Annotated in this window: 13 protein-coding genes; 4 read left to right on the top strand and 9 right to left on the bottom strand. The window is 57.4% G+C overall.

Annotated elements, in window-relative coordinates; genetic code table 11:
* Positions 1-2: 2 nt before the first annotated feature.
* The 8 genes from FHR87_RS07145 to FHR87_RS07110 all read right to left on the bottom strand — a co-directional run bounded on the left by FHR87_RS07145 (position 3) and on the right by FHR87_RS07110 (position 10,202).
* Complete coding sequence (locus tag FHR87_RS07145; protein WP_183166033.1) at positions 3-1,829, bottom strand: IucA/IucC family protein; 1,827 nt, start codon at positions 1,827-1,829, stop codon at positions 3-5.
* A 2-nt stretch (positions 1,830-1,831) separates the two neighbouring features.
* Positions 1,832-2,410: a GNAT family N-acetyltransferase gene (locus tag FHR87_RS07140; RefSeq protein WP_183166032.1), complete on the bottom strand. Its 579-nt coding sequence runs from the start codon at positions 2,408-2,410 to the stop codon at positions 1,832-1,834.
* Positions 2,400-3,602 carry an MFS transporter gene (locus FHR87_RS07135; RefSeq protein ID WP_183166031.1) on the bottom strand — a complete coding sequence of 401 codons (1,203 nt, stop codon included), beginning with the start codon at positions 3,600-3,602 and terminating at the stop codon, positions 2,400-2,402. The genes FHR87_RS07140 and FHR87_RS07135 overlap by 11 nt, the downstream gene beginning before the upstream one ends.
* Entirely contained in the window at positions 3,599-4,948 is a 1,350-nt protein-coding gene (locus FHR87_RS07130; RefSeq protein ID WP_183166030.1) for a lysine N(6)-hydroxylase/L-ornithine N(5)-oxygenase family protein, read from the bottom strand. Before FHR87_RS07130 ends, FHR87_RS07135 begins: the two co-directional genes overlap by 4 nt.
* A 184-nt stretch (positions 4,949-5,132) precedes the next feature.
* Positions 5,133-7,550: a TonB-dependent siderophore receptor gene (locus FHR87_RS07125; RefSeq protein ID WP_183166029.1), complete on the bottom strand. Its 2,418-nt coding sequence runs from the start codon at positions 7,548-7,550 to the stop codon at positions 5,133-5,135.
* A 258-nt stretch (positions 7,551-7,808) separates the two neighbouring features.
* Entirely contained in the window at positions 7,809-8,780 is a 972-nt protein-coding gene (locus FHR87_RS07120; protein ID WP_183166028.1) for a FecR family protein, read from the bottom strand.
* A complete protein-coding gene (locus FHR87_RS07115; protein WP_183166027.1) occupies positions 8,777-9,286 on the bottom strand; it encodes a sigma-70 family RNA polymerase sigma factor in 510 nt (169 codons plus the stop codon). The genes FHR87_RS07120 and FHR87_RS07115 overlap by 4 nt, the downstream gene beginning before the upstream one ends.
* A 289-nt stretch (positions 9,287-9,575) precedes the next feature.
* Positions 9,576-10,202, bottom strand: coding sequence for a cell wall hydrolase (locus FHR87_RS07110; protein ID WP_183166026.1), 627 nt, complete (start codon positions 10,200-10,202; stop codon positions 9,576-9,578).
* A gap of 408 nt (positions 10,203-10,610) precedes the next feature.
* On the opposite strand from FHR87_RS07110, the gene FHR87_RS07105 reads away from it, so the two are divergent.
* Positions 10,611-11,201 (top strand): NAD(P)H-dependent oxidoreductase, encoded by a 591-nt coding sequence (locus FHR87_RS07105; protein ID WP_183166025.1) that lies wholly within the window; start codon positions 10,611-10,613, stop codon positions 11,199-11,201.
* On the opposite strand, the gene FHR87_RS07100 is transcribed toward FHR87_RS07105, so the two are convergent.
* Positions 11,122-11,586 (bottom strand): hypothetical protein, encoded by a 465-nt coding sequence (locus FHR87_RS07100; protein WP_183166128.1) that lies wholly within the window; start codon positions 11,584-11,586, stop codon positions 11,122-11,124. The genes FHR87_RS07105 and FHR87_RS07100 overlap by 80 nt on opposite strands.
* A 411-nt stretch (positions 11,587-11,997) precedes the next feature.
* Here FHR87_RS07100 and FHR87_RS07095 point away from each other — a divergent pair, with 411 nt between their 5' ends.
* The 3 genes from FHR87_RS07095 (at position 11,998) to FHR87_RS07085 (ending at position 15,007) form a co-directional block, all read left to right on the top strand.
* Positions 11,998-13,188, top strand: coding sequence for a lactonase family protein (locus FHR87_RS07095; RefSeq protein ID WP_221189757.1), 1,191 nt, complete (start codon positions 11,998-12,000; stop codon positions 13,186-13,188).
* Positions 13,189-13,532: 344 nt separating this feature from the next.
* The gene (locus FHR87_RS07090; RefSeq protein WP_183166024.1) at positions 13,533-14,060 is read left to right on the top strand and encodes a sigma-70 family RNA polymerase sigma factor; all 528 of its coding nucleotides are present in this window, start codon (positions 13,533-13,535) and stop codon (positions 14,058-14,060) included.
* Positions 14,060-15,007, top strand: coding sequence for a FecR domain-containing protein (locus FHR87_RS07085; RefSeq protein ID WP_183166023.1), 948 nt, complete (start codon positions 14,060-14,062; stop codon positions 15,005-15,007). The genes FHR87_RS07090 and FHR87_RS07085 overlap by 1 nt, the downstream gene beginning before the upstream one ends.
* The last annotated feature ends 106 nt before the right edge of the window (positions 15,008-15,113 follow it).

Raw genomic sequence — 15,113 nt, 5'->3', positions numbered from 1 at the left:
GCTCAGGCCCGGTTGCCTGGGCGAAACGGCGCGACCGGATTGGCCAGCGGTTCGGCAAGGATCAGGCTGGAGGCCGGGTCGGCCAGATCGACCATCTGCAAGTTGTTCTTCAGTTGCAGGCGGTTCAGGCAGGAATGCTGGAAGGTCGGCGCGAAAAAGTCGTCACGGGCGAATTTCTCGGCCAGTTCAGGGTGCTGCGCCTGATAGGCGGCGATGTTTTCAGCCACCTGTTGCCAGAAGTCGTTCTCGTGGAGCACGTCGTGCTCCATCAGCAATTGGCTCATATGGCGGAATACGCCATCGAAAATGTCGATGAAGATGCCGAGGATGCGGAAGTCTTCCGGCACGCTGACCGCCAGCCGCGCGATGCCTTCCGGTAGCTGAGCCTGCTCATCCAGAATGGCGGTTTCTTCGGCGATGTCTTTCATCAGTACGCGAACTGGCACATGGCCATCGAGCACCAGAATTAGATTCTCACCATGCGGCATGAACACCAGATCATAGGCATAGAAGCAATGCACCACGGGTTCGAGGAAGGCGTGCAGATATTGTTTCAGCCAGGCGTTGGCGGTCAGTCCTGAACGGCGGATCAACTCTGGCAAGAGCGCCTGCCCCTGCGGATCGACATGCAGCAGAGCGGCCATGGTCATCAGCCGTTCGTTGCCATGCAGGCGGCTTTGCGGGCTTTCCCGCCAGAGTGCCGAGAGCATTTTCTTGATCGGATTGTCTTGGCTGATCGCTGCTTCGTAGTAGCGGTTGTGATAACCGATGGAGGCCACTTCTTGCAGGATCGAGAAACGGTATTCATCCACCAAGGTGCGGTCGTTGGAGAGCAGCTCGTTGAGGAAGGCATTGATCGCGGGCGTTCCGGCCATGTAATAGGGCGACAGACCGCGCATGAAGCCCATATTGAGGATCGACAGCGAGGTTTTCACATAGCACTTATGCGGGCTGCTGCGGTTGTAGAAGGTGCGCAGAGACTGCTGGGCGCTGTAGAGATCCTGGCTGGTTTCCAGTGGCACAATCAGTTGGTTGGCCAGGTCAGAGGCGAACAGAATGCTGATTTTGTTCGACCACTGCCAGGGATGGACCGGCATGAACAGGTAGTCGTCCGGCGTCAGTTCGCGCTGGCGCAGGCAGTCATCGAAATGGTTGAGGGTTGCCTTGCCCAGTTCTTGTTCCAGTAGCGTTCGATAATCCAGTCCGGGAATCGCCGCGAAATGCGCGTTGCTACAGTGAACGGCGATCCAGACGATCTCGAAGCGGGAGCTGGTTTCCGGGGCGTAGCGGTGATAATCGCTGCTATCGAAGCCGATCCGGCCGTTGTTGGCGACGAAATTCGGGTGCCCTTCGATCATCGCCGCTTCCAGTACCTGAAAGTCGGCATCGGCCAGTTCGGCGCTACTGAGAGCTTCGCGGGTGTGTTTATAGGCCGCGCCGAACAGGGTGCTGCTGATCTCGTCCAGATAGATCGGCAGTTTGTCCGCAGGAATCGCCAGCGTGTCCTTGAAATCGAGAATGAAGGTCAGTGCATCCAATTCCGTTGGCTGGCCATCCTGATGACGCACGATGGATGCCGGGTCAATCCACCAGTGGCGCAGAGCCATGGGCATAGCACTGAAGCTGTAGTGGCAAGCCTGCCGGTCGGCCGCCAGATGGTAGGTGAGCCAGCCATCCGGTCGGCTGCCAGTCTGCTCGAAGCGGATGATCTGTTCATGGGCGTATTCCACCAGTGCCTTGCGTACCAGTAGGCGGTTTACCTTGCGCCAGATGTGTGGTTCCAGATGCTCGACAGTTTGGGTCAGCGGAGAAAAGTAGGCAGCGTTCATAATCAATCCTCTTGCAGCAGCGAGTGTTCGAAGGCCGAGCGGGTACAGAAAGCGAGTTGGGCGGTCTTGGTAGGTAGCTGAATGTCCTTGTCCCGGACGAAACCGACCGCTTGATTCAGCCGGTGGATCTTCTCGTTGCGCACATCCGGCTCGACCACGACCCGTGTAGCCCCTAGCTCGAAGAACAGAAACGCCATGATGGTACGCAGCACATCACGGGTGAAATGGCGGATCGGCCGGCTGGGCGGCCCGACAAAAAAGTGCATGCCGATGTCACCCGGCTGAACCGCGTAGTGATTGCCGACTGGATCGAAATGCGGGTCATAGCACTCCACGACAAAGGCCGGTTCGTTGTCGTACAGACCGAGAAAGACGTTGCCATGGCCGCTGTTCAGCAGGTCTTTGTAGAACGCCCGGGTCTGCTCCAGGCTGTAGTGCTGCATGTTCCAGAAATAGGCATACTCCATGACGAACCAGGAGTGCAGCAGGTCGATATCGTTATCGATATCCAGGGTGCGCAGGCCCAACCGCGGATTGAGTGCCATCAAGGGCAGATACGGGCGGGCAGTATCAGTGGACATGATTCAACTCTCCGGACTCTGAAGGGTGCGAAGGGGCGTGTTGTCTTTCCACGTCGCAGTAGCCGCGATCAAACAGCAGCGTGACCAGCAGGCCGAGGGCGGCGATGAGAAAGATCGCGAACAGGGGAACGTGGCTGGCCAGTTGGCCGGCGATGAACGACGACAGCAGAACGCCAAGGTTCTGGAAAAAATTGGTGATGCTGAAATCACGGGCGTAATCGGCTGGGGTGCTGATCCGAAACAGCGTGACTTCGAGTTTTACGATGATCTGGAACATGCTCCAGCCGTACAGGCAGCGCCCCAACAGAATCAATGGCAATACCGGCGAAGCTTGCAGCAGCATGCCAAGTAGCCCGAGCAGCAGGTTGATGCTCAGCCGATCCGGCACCTGCCAGCTGTATCGCCCGGCCTGCTGTTTCACCAGTAACGCCAGCAGCGCGACCAGCCCAGGAATGGCAAAAACCAGCCCGGTCACCAATTGATCGCTATCGGTCAGGGTTTCCCAGTAGATCGTGAAGAACGGTCGAACCAGATAAACGCTGAAGTCGAACAGCAGCATCAGGACGCTCAGTTTCAGCAAGGCGGAAGATGGCCGCGCTGTACCCTGTGCTGGCGGCGTTGCCGTTTGGCCGAGATCACGAATCACCCGACCGCTGGCAATCAAATACAGACAGATCAGCATCTGGCCGAAATCTCCGGCTGCCATCAGCCACAGGCAGGCGTCCGGGCCGGTGTCCTGTAGCAGCCAGCCGCCCAGCGTGGCACCGAAGATGTTGCCCAAGTGAATGACCACCGACAGCAAACCGATGGTCAAGCCATGGGCCGCAGCGGGCAGATGGCGCATCAGGTAAGGAAACATCAGCAGGTAGCTGCTCTTGCACATGAACATCAGCAGCGACAGCATCCAATACGTCGTGCTGGTAGCCGCGCTGATGCTGGCCAGGCAGAGCACACCCGCCAGACATTGGGTGAACACCAGCAGGTGCAGGGTTTCCACATACCGGGCGACGCGCGCCCACAACGGTAGGGTCACCATGACCGCGATGGAAATAGCCGCGATGTACGCACCCACCAACTCGGGATCGGTCAAGCCATAGCGTGTTTCGAAAAACTGCGGATAGAAGGCGATGAGAATCGCATCGCTGAGTACGCCGAGTGCCGACATCAGCACAATGGCGGTACGCAGACTCATGCGCGCTCACGCTGTTCCAGCCGCACGAAAGCGCTGTCGGCAGGCGGCAGAAAATCCTGAAAGGTGGTTTTGTCTTCGAGCGGGTAATACTCGTGCCCGGTGATTTCCCGCAGCAGATAGCCGTTCTGGTGGCAAGCCAGACCCAAGTCAGGATTGGTCAGCCCATGGCTGTGAAAGCCGGCGTTCTGAATGAACACTTGATTGCCCGCGTGATCCACGGAGTAATTGCGAGCTTGATCGTAGCGGCCCTGCTCATCCCAGCGCAGTCGGTCCCGAATGCCTTCGATGAAGTCGGGCACCTGGTATTCGTAGCCGGTCGCCAGAATCAGGCTGTCCGTGCTGTGCTGATAGCAGGCGTCCACTTCGCGGTGCTCAAATTGCAGGTCGAAGGCCTGCCGTTCCTGGCTGAATGTGCACTGGCTGAGCGATAGGTTGGCCAACAGGCGCGTTTTGGCCTGCACGACATCCCGGTATTCATCCAGGTACTCATAAATCTGGTTGATGAGGTGCTGATTGATGCCGTTGTAAATGCTTTTCTGGTTATGAATTACTCGCTGTTTGACCGACTCTTCCAGGCTGAAGAAGTGGTCGATGTACTCCGGCGTAATGATTTCCAGCGTGAGCTTGGCCGTCTCCATCTGGAAGAAGCGGGGTGAGCGGGTGACCCAGTTCAACTGGTAATCGTATTTGCCGATGTCTTGCAGCAGATCGTAATAGATTTCCGCGCCACTCTGCCCACTGCCGACCAGCGTAATACTCTTCCCGGCCTGTAATTTTTGTTTATTGCGTAAATATTGCGAAGAATGAATTAATCGACCGGAGTTATCGATTTTGCATAACGCCGGAATATACGGTGAGTTACCAATGCCAATAACCAACTTGCGCGCTTTGAACTGAAAACTGCGTTGTGACTGAATATCCAGTCCAGATACGACATACAGTTCTCCGGCCTCGTCATACCAGATTTCCCGAACATCATGACTGAATCGAATGTTGCTCAGTTGCTGGGATGCCCATTTGCAATAGGCATCGTATTCCTTACGGCTTAAATAAAAGTTTTCCCGAATGTAATAATTGTACAAACGTCCCTGTTTCTTGCAGTAGTTCAGATAGCTGTAGGGGCTGGTCGGATCGGCCATGGAGACCAGATCAGCCAGAAAAGGATTCTGCAGCGTCGTTCCATCGATTAGCAGATCGGCGTGCCAGGCGAATTCCGGGCGTTTCTCCAGAAACAGGCAACGAACCTCATGCAACGGTTCGGTCATGCAGGCCAGACTGAGGTTGTGCGGACCCAGGCCAATGGCCAGGAAATCCAGTGGTTGTTCCGCAGTAGTGTTCAGCGTCATGTACCTTCTCCGTACTTGTTGTGCAAAAAACAAAGTCGATAGAAACCCTGGCCCGGATATACAGCGCTATATCGGGTGAGTAGGTATTCAAGATTTTTTAATGCAGCGAATTAATTAATTGGAGTACTGGTGAATTAATTCTCCTTCTATAAGTTTTTATTGATGGTTATTTAATATTGAGTAACTAATTCTTCCACTCTAAGGTAACCATGGCATTGCGTGGCGCACCGTAATAAGACTGATTCCAATACAAACTGGTCAGATACTTCTTATCGAACAGGTTATTCACATTCATGGCGATATTCAGGTTCTTGGTGATATCGTAACGCCCCATGAGGTTGGTGATGGCATAAGAGCCTTGGCGGATGATGATGTCCTGGCCGGTGGAGGTTTCGCCTTCGTCACGGTAGATATTGCTTTGCCAGGTCACGTTGGCACCGAGCTTGAGGGCGGGCAGAAACGGCATTCGCGCTGAGGTGGCCATATACAGGTTGGTTTTCGGCACGAAGGTTCTGGCCCGGTGCCCTTCGTCATCTTCCAGCGTGAAGAGGTGGCTGTAGCCTGCGTTGATTTCCCAGCCGGGCATAAGCTGGCCGGAAATATCGGCCTCGAAGCCGCGTGCGCGGTTATTCACGCCTTCATAATAGGAAAAGCCGGAGGTGTTATCGAAACCTGCGTACTGCGCCAGGTTGTTCTGGACGGTACGGTAGATGGACAGGCTGGCATTCAGGCGTTTGTTGAACCATTCCCCTTTGATACCAGCCTCGGTGCTGCGCCCCTGTACGGCGCCAACCAGATTGCGGTCTTGGGTGATTTCGTTCTGCGGGTTGAAGATTTCCGTATAGCTGGCGTAGGCAGAAAGATTGTCGGTCAGGTCGTAGGTTGCTCCGAAGTAGGTGGTATTACGGGTATAGCGATAGTCGTGGGAGGCCGCATATTGCACGCCACCACTCTTGATCTGGGCGTGATTGATCCCGGCGATGACGTTCAGTTTGTCGGTCAGGCTGAGATTGAGTGCGGCGTATAGCGTCCGGCGGTGGTTGGTGAAATTGGCAAAGCCGGTTCGGCCATTGTCGAAGGCGGGCTCAGGAAAGGTTGCCCAGAGCCTTCGGACCGAGGGCAAGGCACCACCGCCATCGGCATAGGACTCATCGTAGGAATCGATGTGGTCGCGCAGGCGTGACCAACTGGCTCCGAACATCAACTGGTGGGTCCGGCCAAGTAGCTCGAAAGGACCTTTGGCGTAAAAGTCGAAGTGGATTTGTCGCTCGTTGCTGCGGTAGCTGGAGGCATAGCCGGTAACCCCTAAGCCAGTTTCTTTGTCTGGTACGCCGCTAACCGATAGCTGCTTATAACGACCGCTGATATCCCGGAAATTCAGTGACAACTCGCTTTTCCAGTCGTGGCCCAAATCGCTGTGCAACTCAAGGAAGGTTCGCCGATCGGTGGTATTCCAGTAGCTCCAGTTGGGCGCGGCCGTATCCGAGCGGCTGTAGTGTATTTTCGATCCGTCGCTGTAATAGAGCGGCAGGGCGCCCCACATGGTGTTATTGGGGCGGTTGATCTGTTCGGTATGGCCAAGGCTGACGACGTTGTTGCTCCCAAGATCCGCTTCAGCGATGCCGTAGAAGCTGTACTTTTCCTGGTTATAGCGGTCCAGGTAGGAGTCGCCTTTCTGGGCGGAACCGACCAATCGTCCACGGATCGTACCGGATGAGTTCAGGGCGCCAGAAAAGTCGATATCGGTGCGGCGATTGTTCCAAGAGCCATAGCCCACACTGGTCACGGCATGGAAGTCAGCGGTTGGCCGCTTGCGCACGAAGTTGATGGTCGCGGCCGGATTACCGGGGTTGGCAGTCAATCCGTTGGCACCTTTAAGCACTTCGATATGGTCGTAGAACGAGGTGTCGAGATCGCCCATCTGCTCACCCGTGGAAAACGGCTGACCTAGACCATCGATCTGGAAGTTGGAGATGTCAAAACCGCGAGCGGTGAAGTAGGTGCGATTGGTTTCGACGCGCTGCACATTGACGCCAGTGGCCGCGGACAAGGCGTCGTTGACAGTGTCGAGCTTGAAGTCATCGAGCTGGTCATGGCTGATCACGGTGATGGTCTGTGGCGTGTGCCGCAGCGACAAATCCATCTTGGTGGCGGTGTTGCTCGAACCAAGGGTATAGGTGCCAGTACCTTCGGTCATATTGCCCAGCTCTGGCTCGGTTTCTGCCACCGAGATGGCTTCCAGGTCTATGACGCCACTGTTGTTCACGGGCTGCACGCTCAGGGTGCCACTGCCGGTAACGAACAATTCCAGACCACTGCCGGCCAAGGCTTGCCGGACGGCTTCTTCGGGGGAGAACTGACCGCGAATGGCCGGTGCGCGTCGCCCTTGCAGTAGCGCTGGATCGACCGACAAGTTGCGTCCGCTTTCCCGTGCGATGCGTCCCAGCGTTTCACCCAGCGGGCCGGCTGGGATGGTGAATTTTTGTGCGGCGGTGCGGGCCGTTTGTTCGCCTTCCTGGGCGTGTGCCGAGAACGCCAGTCCGCCCATCGCAATGGCAACGGCCAGTGCCAGGGAGCCGAGACGCAGGCTGGAGTGGGGCATGATGGTTCCTCGTGGTTAACGGTGACTTCTTTGAAGCAAGTCACCCGAGGCACATGAATCCCCTCAATGCTTTTGCAAAAAATTATTATTTTGTTTTGCGGATGCAATGTTATCCCTCAGTTCGAGGTTTTATGCTGATTCAACAATCGGTACGGTGGCTCACGCTGACGGATAGGGTACTTTCCAGTGAAGCGATGATGGCGGCACGGAGTAATGGCGTGGAGCGAACTTGTCGCGCGAGCGTTAATGTTGCTTGGGTCAGGCTTGTTCGATCATCGTCAACAGCGGCCCGTAACTGCTCACCCGTACTGGCAGTGTTTCGGCCAAAGAACATAAGGTTTGCTGAATATCGTCGAGCTGGAAGATGCCGAACGTGCGAATCTGCGCCGCTGCCGGACTGATCCGGAGCAGCCCTAGATAGTAGGGACGCAACGCTTCGATCAGATTGCCCAGCGGTTCATCTTGGACTTCGAGGTAGCCGTTGGCCCAGCTGGCGCGGGTCTGCAGGCCATTCATCGCGGGTTGAAATCCCTGATTGTCGAACCAGACGGCCTGACCACTTTGCAGGCGAGCTTGGCGACCGGCCTCGTTTTCCAGCTGTACTTCATGCTCCAGCACGCTGACCAGGCTGCGATCACTGTCTCGGCGAACCAGAAACTGTGTACCCAGTGCACGGACCTGACCATGATCGGTAATCACTAAGAAGGGCCGTAACGGATCGGCGGCGACCTGCACCAAGAGTTCGCCGTCGTACAGCTGCACCAACCGGCGTACGTTGTCGAAATGTATGTCTGCCGCGCTGCGCGCATTGAGGATCAGCCGGCTACCGTCGGCCAAGGTCACCGTCTTGCGGGTTCCGGTTGCGGTATGGTGGTCCGCCAGCAGGCCGTTCAAGGGCATAATGCGATTGACTGCCGCGGTGCCGCCCAGCCCGAGCGCCAGCATGGATAGTCCGCCGAGTAGCCGACGCCGCTGTGGCGAGGCCGGGGTATTCAACGCTCGGCGGGCCGCTGTCAGTTGACCAGGATGGCGTGTCTCGGCGTTTTGCAGATCGCTGAAGGGCTGTTGCAGCAAGCCGCTGACCCGTTGCCAAGCCGCTTCGTGGCATGGATCAGCGGCCAACCAGGCCGTAAACGCTTGCCGGTCGGCTTGGGTCGACCGAGAGGGGTCGAGACGGATCACCCAGTCGACTGCGGCTTGGGTCGGGCCATCCGGTTCGGTTCGGTTCATGGTTGTTCAGGGTAGGTTAAACAATGCAGGTAAGCACGGCGTAAATCACGTTCGACCGTGGCCAACGAAATACCGAGTCGGGCCGCGATTTCCGGCTGCGTCAGGCCATCCAGCCGATTGAGCAGAAAGGCCCGACGGGCGCGCCGTGGCAGGCCGTCTAGCAACTGGTCGATGGCCTCGATGGCTTCGCGGACTAGCGCAATGTCTTCTTCGGATGGAACGCAGTTATCTGGCAGCAGAACGAGGGCTTCCAGATAACTGCGTTCCAACTGGCGGCGCCGCCAGAAATTGCACAACAGTCGCCGAGCCAGCGTTCCAAGAAAGGCCCTTGGCTCCTGAATCTCTTCCAACTGCCGGGAGTACAGGGCACGCAGAAAAGTATCCTGAGTAAGGTCTGCGGCATCTTGCGGACATTGCAGTTGCCGGTTCAGCCAGCCACGCAGCCAACGATGATTTTCTCGATAGAGGGTCGCCAGAATGGCATTGGGATCGGTAGTGTTCGACACAACAGTTACCCTTGCATCACTCAGATGAGAATGTTTTTCATTATTTGTAATGCAGAGGGCTGTTTGTCAATAACTCTCGGTTCGTCTCGATACGAAAAACAATATTGACTGACGAACAAGTACAACAGTCAAGGTGGGCTTATGCTTCATGGACGATGCTGTGGAAAAAGCGCACATTCGGATCATTGGCCAGGAGCGGCGTACTGCCCTGCTTGAAGGGTGTGAAGTGCGGCATGGTCTTGTGGTACTCGAAAACTGCCCGGGCGCGATAGACTTCAGAGTAAACGCGCTAACGTGTGGCACTGTCGCTGGCGCGCGGCTTATAGAAGAGGAATTTGCCGGTTTCGGCTGTTTTGATGTATTTCGTGGCCCAGTCGGGGACCACCTTCCTATCGTGGAAATACAAAGCGCCATCGGTTCGGTCCGTCAGTTGCCGGTTGAGCGCTTTTCGCGCTATTTCCTTGGCGAGCGTGTAGGGGGCATCTTCTTCAACATGATCCGAACGCCCGTCACACCACCACGAAAACTGACAGGCACCCTGCTCGGAGCCTTGTTTGACAACTTCACAAATCGTATTTGGAAAGCCCTCATGGCCCAGCCGGTTCATGACCACATTGGCGACCGCTTCCATGTTGAGAGACGCCTCACCCTTGGCTTCCCAGTAGATGGTGCGGGAAAGACAGGTGATGGCATCGTCCAGGGGTGCTTCGCCGGCCGGATCGACCGCCTGCGCTTCGGATTTCGTGATGGTCTTGGCCGCAGGTGAACGCTCCACGCTATCCTTGGTCGCAGCCTTCTGCTCCAGTACTTCTGCCTTATCTGCTGCCACTTCGGCCTTTTGCTCTGGGTCAGCCGCGATCGCCTGGCCTGCAAGAAGGGTTATCGCGAAGCAGGTGGTTATCCCTATAAGGCGCATGGTCGAACCTTCTGCACGAACCAAACTCGGTTCCCTACCGGTGCTCCAGCTCCATCCCAGGCGGGCCATTGCGAGGTTCGCCAGTCAGTGCGCCACTGGAGCGCCTTGATGACGATGCCGCCTGATCGAATCGGTACTGTTTCAGTGTAGCTTGGGCCTGGCGGATTTGCTGCCGCTGCCTGGACCAAGCGAGTCATGGCAGGCAATTCGGGCTTTCCAGGGAGAGGACAGGCAGGCTCGATTTCATCCATAACCGGCCAAGTGCGGGCGATAGGGTGATTCGTGATTTCAGATCACAGCTTCTATGCCATGCGCCCGGCTTAATCGAGCCGTTCGCTTCCCCGATACTCGTCGCCATTCCAACTGCCGTCCAGTTCGGCAGCCACGACCACCTGTTCGGAGTTTTTCATGAAAATCCTGCTGATCAATGGCGGCAAGCGCTTCGCCCACTCGGGCGGTCGCTTCAACGATACCCTGCACGAAACAGCGCGGGCCCAGCTCGCCGAATTGGGTCATAGCCTGGAGGAAACCCGTATCGAATCCGGCTATGAGCCCAAGGAGGAGGTGCAAAAGATTCTTCGGGCCGAGGCCGTCGTCTACCAGATGCCTGGCTGGTGGATGGGGTCTCCCTGGTCGGTGAAGAAATATATCGACGATGTGTTCACCGAAGGCCACGGTACGCTTTACGCCAATGACGGCCGCAGTCGCCACGATCCGAGTCGTCACTATGGCAGCGGCGGGCTGCTGCAAGGGCGCCGCTATATGCTTTCGCTGACCTGGAACGCGCCGCAGGCCGCTTTCGATGAAGCGGATAACTTCTTCGAGGGCAAAGGTATCGACGGTGTGTATTTTCCCTTTCATAAATCCCAGGAATTCCTCGGCATGCAGGCTTTGCCGACGTTTCTCGCCACTGACGTGATCAAGGCTCCCGACGTGGAGCGCGACATCCGCGCCTATCAGGCGCACCTGACCGAAGTGTTTGGTACAGCCGAACGCTGAGTGGTGACAGGACGAGGCCAAACCGTCCAACTGCTTTTGCTTTTGCGGACAAATGCTCTGAGAAGCGGTTGAACAAAACCTCCGGCCTTGCACCGAAGGTTTTTGTCAGGGCCGGCTCAAGGATCAGCACATCCTTGCCGGCCAGAGCCAACTGGTGGGCAACCAGAGCACCGGTTACACCGGAACCGACAAGGATGCAGTCCGCTTTTTGTCGTTCCGTATCGAGAGATAAGCCACCCAGCAACCGGGTTGGTTCGGGCACCAGAACGTCATCCACCGCGTTGAACAGCAAGGCCTGCTTGTAAGTGGTGACCGTACTGTCATCGCCATCCCCCAAAGACCAGCAGGAGAGAATGTCCCGCATTACCTGCGCATAGCCGTTCATTCCGCTACCCAGGGTTCGAGTGGACAGCGCTCTCTGTGAGAACTTGTGCTTTCCACTATCATTGATCAGGTAGACGAGATAGATGCTGGTCTCCAGCCAGCATTCACCAGGTTGAGACCGGCATTGCTGGCAAGATTTTCGCTTGCTCTTGGTTATTTTATTAAAATCACTACCGATGTAATGATTTTCAGGTCATCAGCTGTAAAATTTTATAACAAATCAACATTTTCATATAAAAATCATTCGCGAATACTTGCTTTACTTCCATCCCCAGCAAAACGCCGGGGCGCGCCATGGCAAGCTATGGTCAGGAATGACAACAACACAGGCAGGCAAAGGTGCCACCAGGATTCGTTCCATGGAGCAACCCCATGAGCCGCCAAGCAAATGGACCATTTTTGGATCAAGCGCATGAAGCTGACGACCCGCTACTCATTACACCGCATGGCTGCACTCTGCATGTTGGCCATTGCCCCCGCCACCAGCGTATTTGCGACGGAGCAAACCCACCCGCTTTGGATCGGCAGCTACACGGCAACAGGCAGCGAAGGCATCCATGTGTACCGCTTCGATAGCCAGACCGGAATGCTCTCCGAACGTCCCGAGCAGGCCGTCAAGACGCATAACCCTTCCTGGCTGACGTTCTCGCCGAACCGGCGCTACCTGTACGCGGTCAACGAAAACGGCCCGGGGCAGACAGATATCGTGGGCCGCGTCACCGCGTTCCGGGTGGATCCTGCCAGCGGCACCCTCCAGCAAATCGGCCAGGTCCAGACGCTGGGCTCCGAGCCGGCGCATGCCACGGTCAGTTCCGATAGCCGCTACCTGTTCGTGTCCAATTATTCGGTGAATGCCGATCCGGGCGGCACCCTGGCGGTCATTCCCCTGGACAGTGAAGGCCGGCCCCACCCGGTCGTCCAGATCAAGACTCACCATGCCAGTCGGACGGATCTCGAACGCCAGGCATCGCCCCATATGCACTCTGTGGTGGAATCGCCCGACGGGCACTATGTGCTGGGCCAGGACCTGGGTGCCGACCGGATCTATATCTACCGCTACGATTCGAATCACCCGGAACATCCACTGACCGCGAGCGCAAAGCAGCCGTTCGTGCAGCTGCCGCCCGGCTCGGGACCGCGCCACCTGATCTTCAGCGCGAATGCCAAGCAGGCCTATCTGACGCTGGAAATGACCGGACAGGTAGCTGTTCTCGACTATGCCGATGGCCAATTCGCCCTCAAGCAGATAGTGGAGCTGGCAGCTGAAGGCTTTACCGGCAAGAACGGCGCGGGAGCCCTGCATGTTTCGCCGGATGGCCGATTCCTCTATGTAACCAATCGCGGCACCGATAACCAGATGGTGGTCTTTGCCATAGACCCCAATAATGGCCAACTGGCATTGGTTTCACGCCATCCGGTCGGAGGCCAGGAGCCGCGTGAATTCACCTTTGACCCCAGCGGTCGCTTCGTCCTCATCGCCAACCAGCGCAGCAACGCAGTGGTCGTGATGGAGCGTGATCTGGCCAGTGGCCAGTTGGGCCGGACGATCCAGACCCTCAGTATTTCGACCCCCGCCGACCTGAAGTTCACCACCTCGAACTGAAACCGGCCCACTACCGGAGTTGTTGGAGGGCACCCTGTGCCCTCCAACCTCCGCAATATTTGCCGCCCTATAATCCCGAAATAACCTGCCCCAGAGTCCAAGGCATGGCTGCGAGCTGTCGCCAGCCGACTGTTGCCTATGCAGATGATTGCTAAGCAACTGGACGCTTTCCTGGATCACACACAGCCCGCAGGATGAGGCTGAGAACCTGCTACGGATCACCCGGGCGGCCAAAATCCTTATCCCTGAATTTTTGGCAGACTGAGCCGTGCCTGCCTGTTGCACTTATCACAGGCCTCGCTTAAATTGCGAACAATTCTCAACATCAGCTTGCATCATCTATCATGAGCAACGCCCCTCCCAACAACGCTTCTGCCCCTCATCAGGCGATTGGTTTGCTCTACCAGGATCATCACGGCTGGCTGGTCGGATGGCTGCGACGACGCTTGGGGTGTTCGCACAATGCCGCCGATCTGGCCCAGGATACGTTCGTTCGGTTGATCAATGGCAGCCTGCCTGAGGTTCGTGAGCCCCGGCACTACCTGGTCACTGTGGCCAAGCGTGTAATGGTCGATCATTTCCGGCGACGAGCCCTGGAGCGCGCCTATCTGGAAGCGCTGGCGCAGCAGCCGCAGGCCGAAGAAGTCTCACCGGAAGTCCGTTTGCAGATCATGGAAACCCTGCTTGCCCTCGACGCCATGCTGTTAGGCCTGGGGCACAAGCCGCGCCAGGCTTTTCTCATGTCCCAGTTGCTGGGCATGAACTACAACGAGATCGCCGAACGCCTGGGCGTTTCGGTCAGCTCGGTCACCAAGTACATCGCCAAAGCCACCGAACAGTGCCTGCTGTTCGCCCTCGACGCGGAGCATTGATGCCTACGGATCGCCAGCGTGCTGCCCTGCGTATGGCTGCCCATTGGTATGCCGTGCTGGGCGCCAGTACGCGTGAAGAAGACCGCCTCGCCTGGCACGAGTGGCATGCCCAGGCCCCGGAAAATCAGTGGGCCTGGCAACGGCTCGAGAACCTTCAACAGCAGTTGCAAGGCCTGCCCGGAAACCTGGCGTTCCAGACAATCAGCAGCGAATGGGGGCGTGACCGGCGCACCGTTCTCAAAGGGCTGGTACTGCTTGCCGGCGGCAGCACTCTGGCCTGGACCGCCCGGCAAAATCTGCCCTGGCAACCATGGGTAGCCGACCAGCGCAGCGCCATCGGCGAACGCCGCAGCCTGACCCTGGCGGACGGTTCGCGACTGCATCTCAACACTGCCAGCGCCGTGGATATCCGTTTCGATGCACAGCAGCGCCTGATCGAACTACAGGCCGGGGAAATCCAGGTCGAAACCGTCCCGGACCCCGCTCGCCCCTTTCTGGTCGCCACCCGTGACGGTCTGATCCGCGCCCTGGGTACCCGTTTTACGGTACGCCAGCGGAAGGCCTTCACCGAAGTAGGTGTCCTGCAGCATGCCGTCGCCGTGACGCTAAAGCAGACACCCCAGCCGGACACCCTGGTTCAGGCCGGTCAGTGCCTCGCTTTCGATGCCAGCCACACGCAACCGCTTCGTCCGCTCGATCCGCTGGCCAGCGAGTGGACGAATGGGCGGTTGGTGATCGATGGCTGGCGACTGGCCGACACGCTGGAAGAACTCTCCCGCTACCGCCCCGGCCTGCTTTCCTGCGATTCGTCGATAGCCGACCTGCGTCTCTCCGGCGCCTATCCACTGGACGACACCGACCAGGCGCTGGCCGCCATCGTCCGGGCACTGCCCGTACACATCGTCAGCCTTACCCGCTACTGGGTGCGCCTGGTACCGATCGGCTGAAGCCCGCTTTTTTCGAAAAGTTTTCGATTCGATTGTCGATTTCCCCGCGCTCGTACGACTCCTGCTGCAAACCACAACGCCTTCACCGTGCGAGCCAGCCAACCGA

Origin of the sequence: Azomonas macrocytogenes, assembly GCF_014191985.1 — a bacterium.
GTDB classification, from domain to species: domain Bacteria; phylum Pseudomonadota; class Gammaproteobacteria; order Pseudomonadales; family Pseudomonadaceae; genus Azomonas; species Azomonas macrocytogenes.
The sequence above is the reverse complement of the archived record's forward strand: the minus strand, read 5'-3'. Positions and strand labels throughout refer to the sequence as shown.

Coding starts and splice junctions, on each gene's coding strand:
- FHR87_RS07145 (WP_183166033.1), bottom strand. CDS start 1,829: ATGAACGCTGCCTACTTTTCTCCGCTGACCCAAACTGTCGAGCATCTG.
- FHR87_RS07140 (WP_183166032.1), bottom strand. CDS start 2,410: ATGTCCACTGATACTGCCCGCCCGTATCTGCCCTTGATGGCACTCAAT.
- FHR87_RS07135 (WP_183166031.1), bottom strand. CDS start 3,602: ATGAGTCTGCGTACCGCCATTGTGCTGATGTCGGCACTCGGCGTACTC.
- FHR87_RS07130 (WP_183166030.1), bottom strand. CDS start 4,948: ATGACGCTGAACACTACTGCGGAACAACCACTGGATTTCCTGGCCATT.
- FHR87_RS07125 (WP_183166029.1), bottom strand. CDS start 7,550: ATGCCCCACTCCAGCCTGCGTCTCGGCTCCCTGGCACTGGCCGTTGCC.
- FHR87_RS07120 (WP_183166028.1), bottom strand. CDS start 8,780: ATGAACCGAACCGAACCGGATGGCCCGACCCAAGCCGCAGTCGACTGG.
- FHR87_RS07110 (WP_183166026.1), bottom strand. CDS start 10,202: ATGCGCCTTATAGGGATAACCACCTGCTTCGCGATAACCCTTCTTGCA.
- FHR87_RS07105 (WP_183166025.1), top strand. CDS start 10,611: ATGAAAATCCTGCTGATCAATGGCGGCAAGCGCTTCGCCCACTCGGGC.
- FHR87_RS07100 (WP_183166128.1), bottom strand. CDS start 11,586: ATGAACGGCTATGCGCAGGTAATGCGGGACATTCTCTCCTGCTGGTCT.
- FHR87_RS07095 (WP_221189757.1), top strand. CDS start 11,998: ATGAAGCTGACGACCCGCTACTCATTACACCGCATGGCTGCACTCTGC.
- FHR87_RS07090 (WP_183166024.1), top strand. CDS start 13,533: ATGAGCAACGCCCCTCCCAACAACGCTTCTGCCCCTCATCAGGCGATT.
- FHR87_RS07085 (WP_183166023.1), top strand. CDS start 14,060: ATGCCTACGGATCGCCAGCGTGCTGCCCTGCGTATGGCTGCCCATTGG.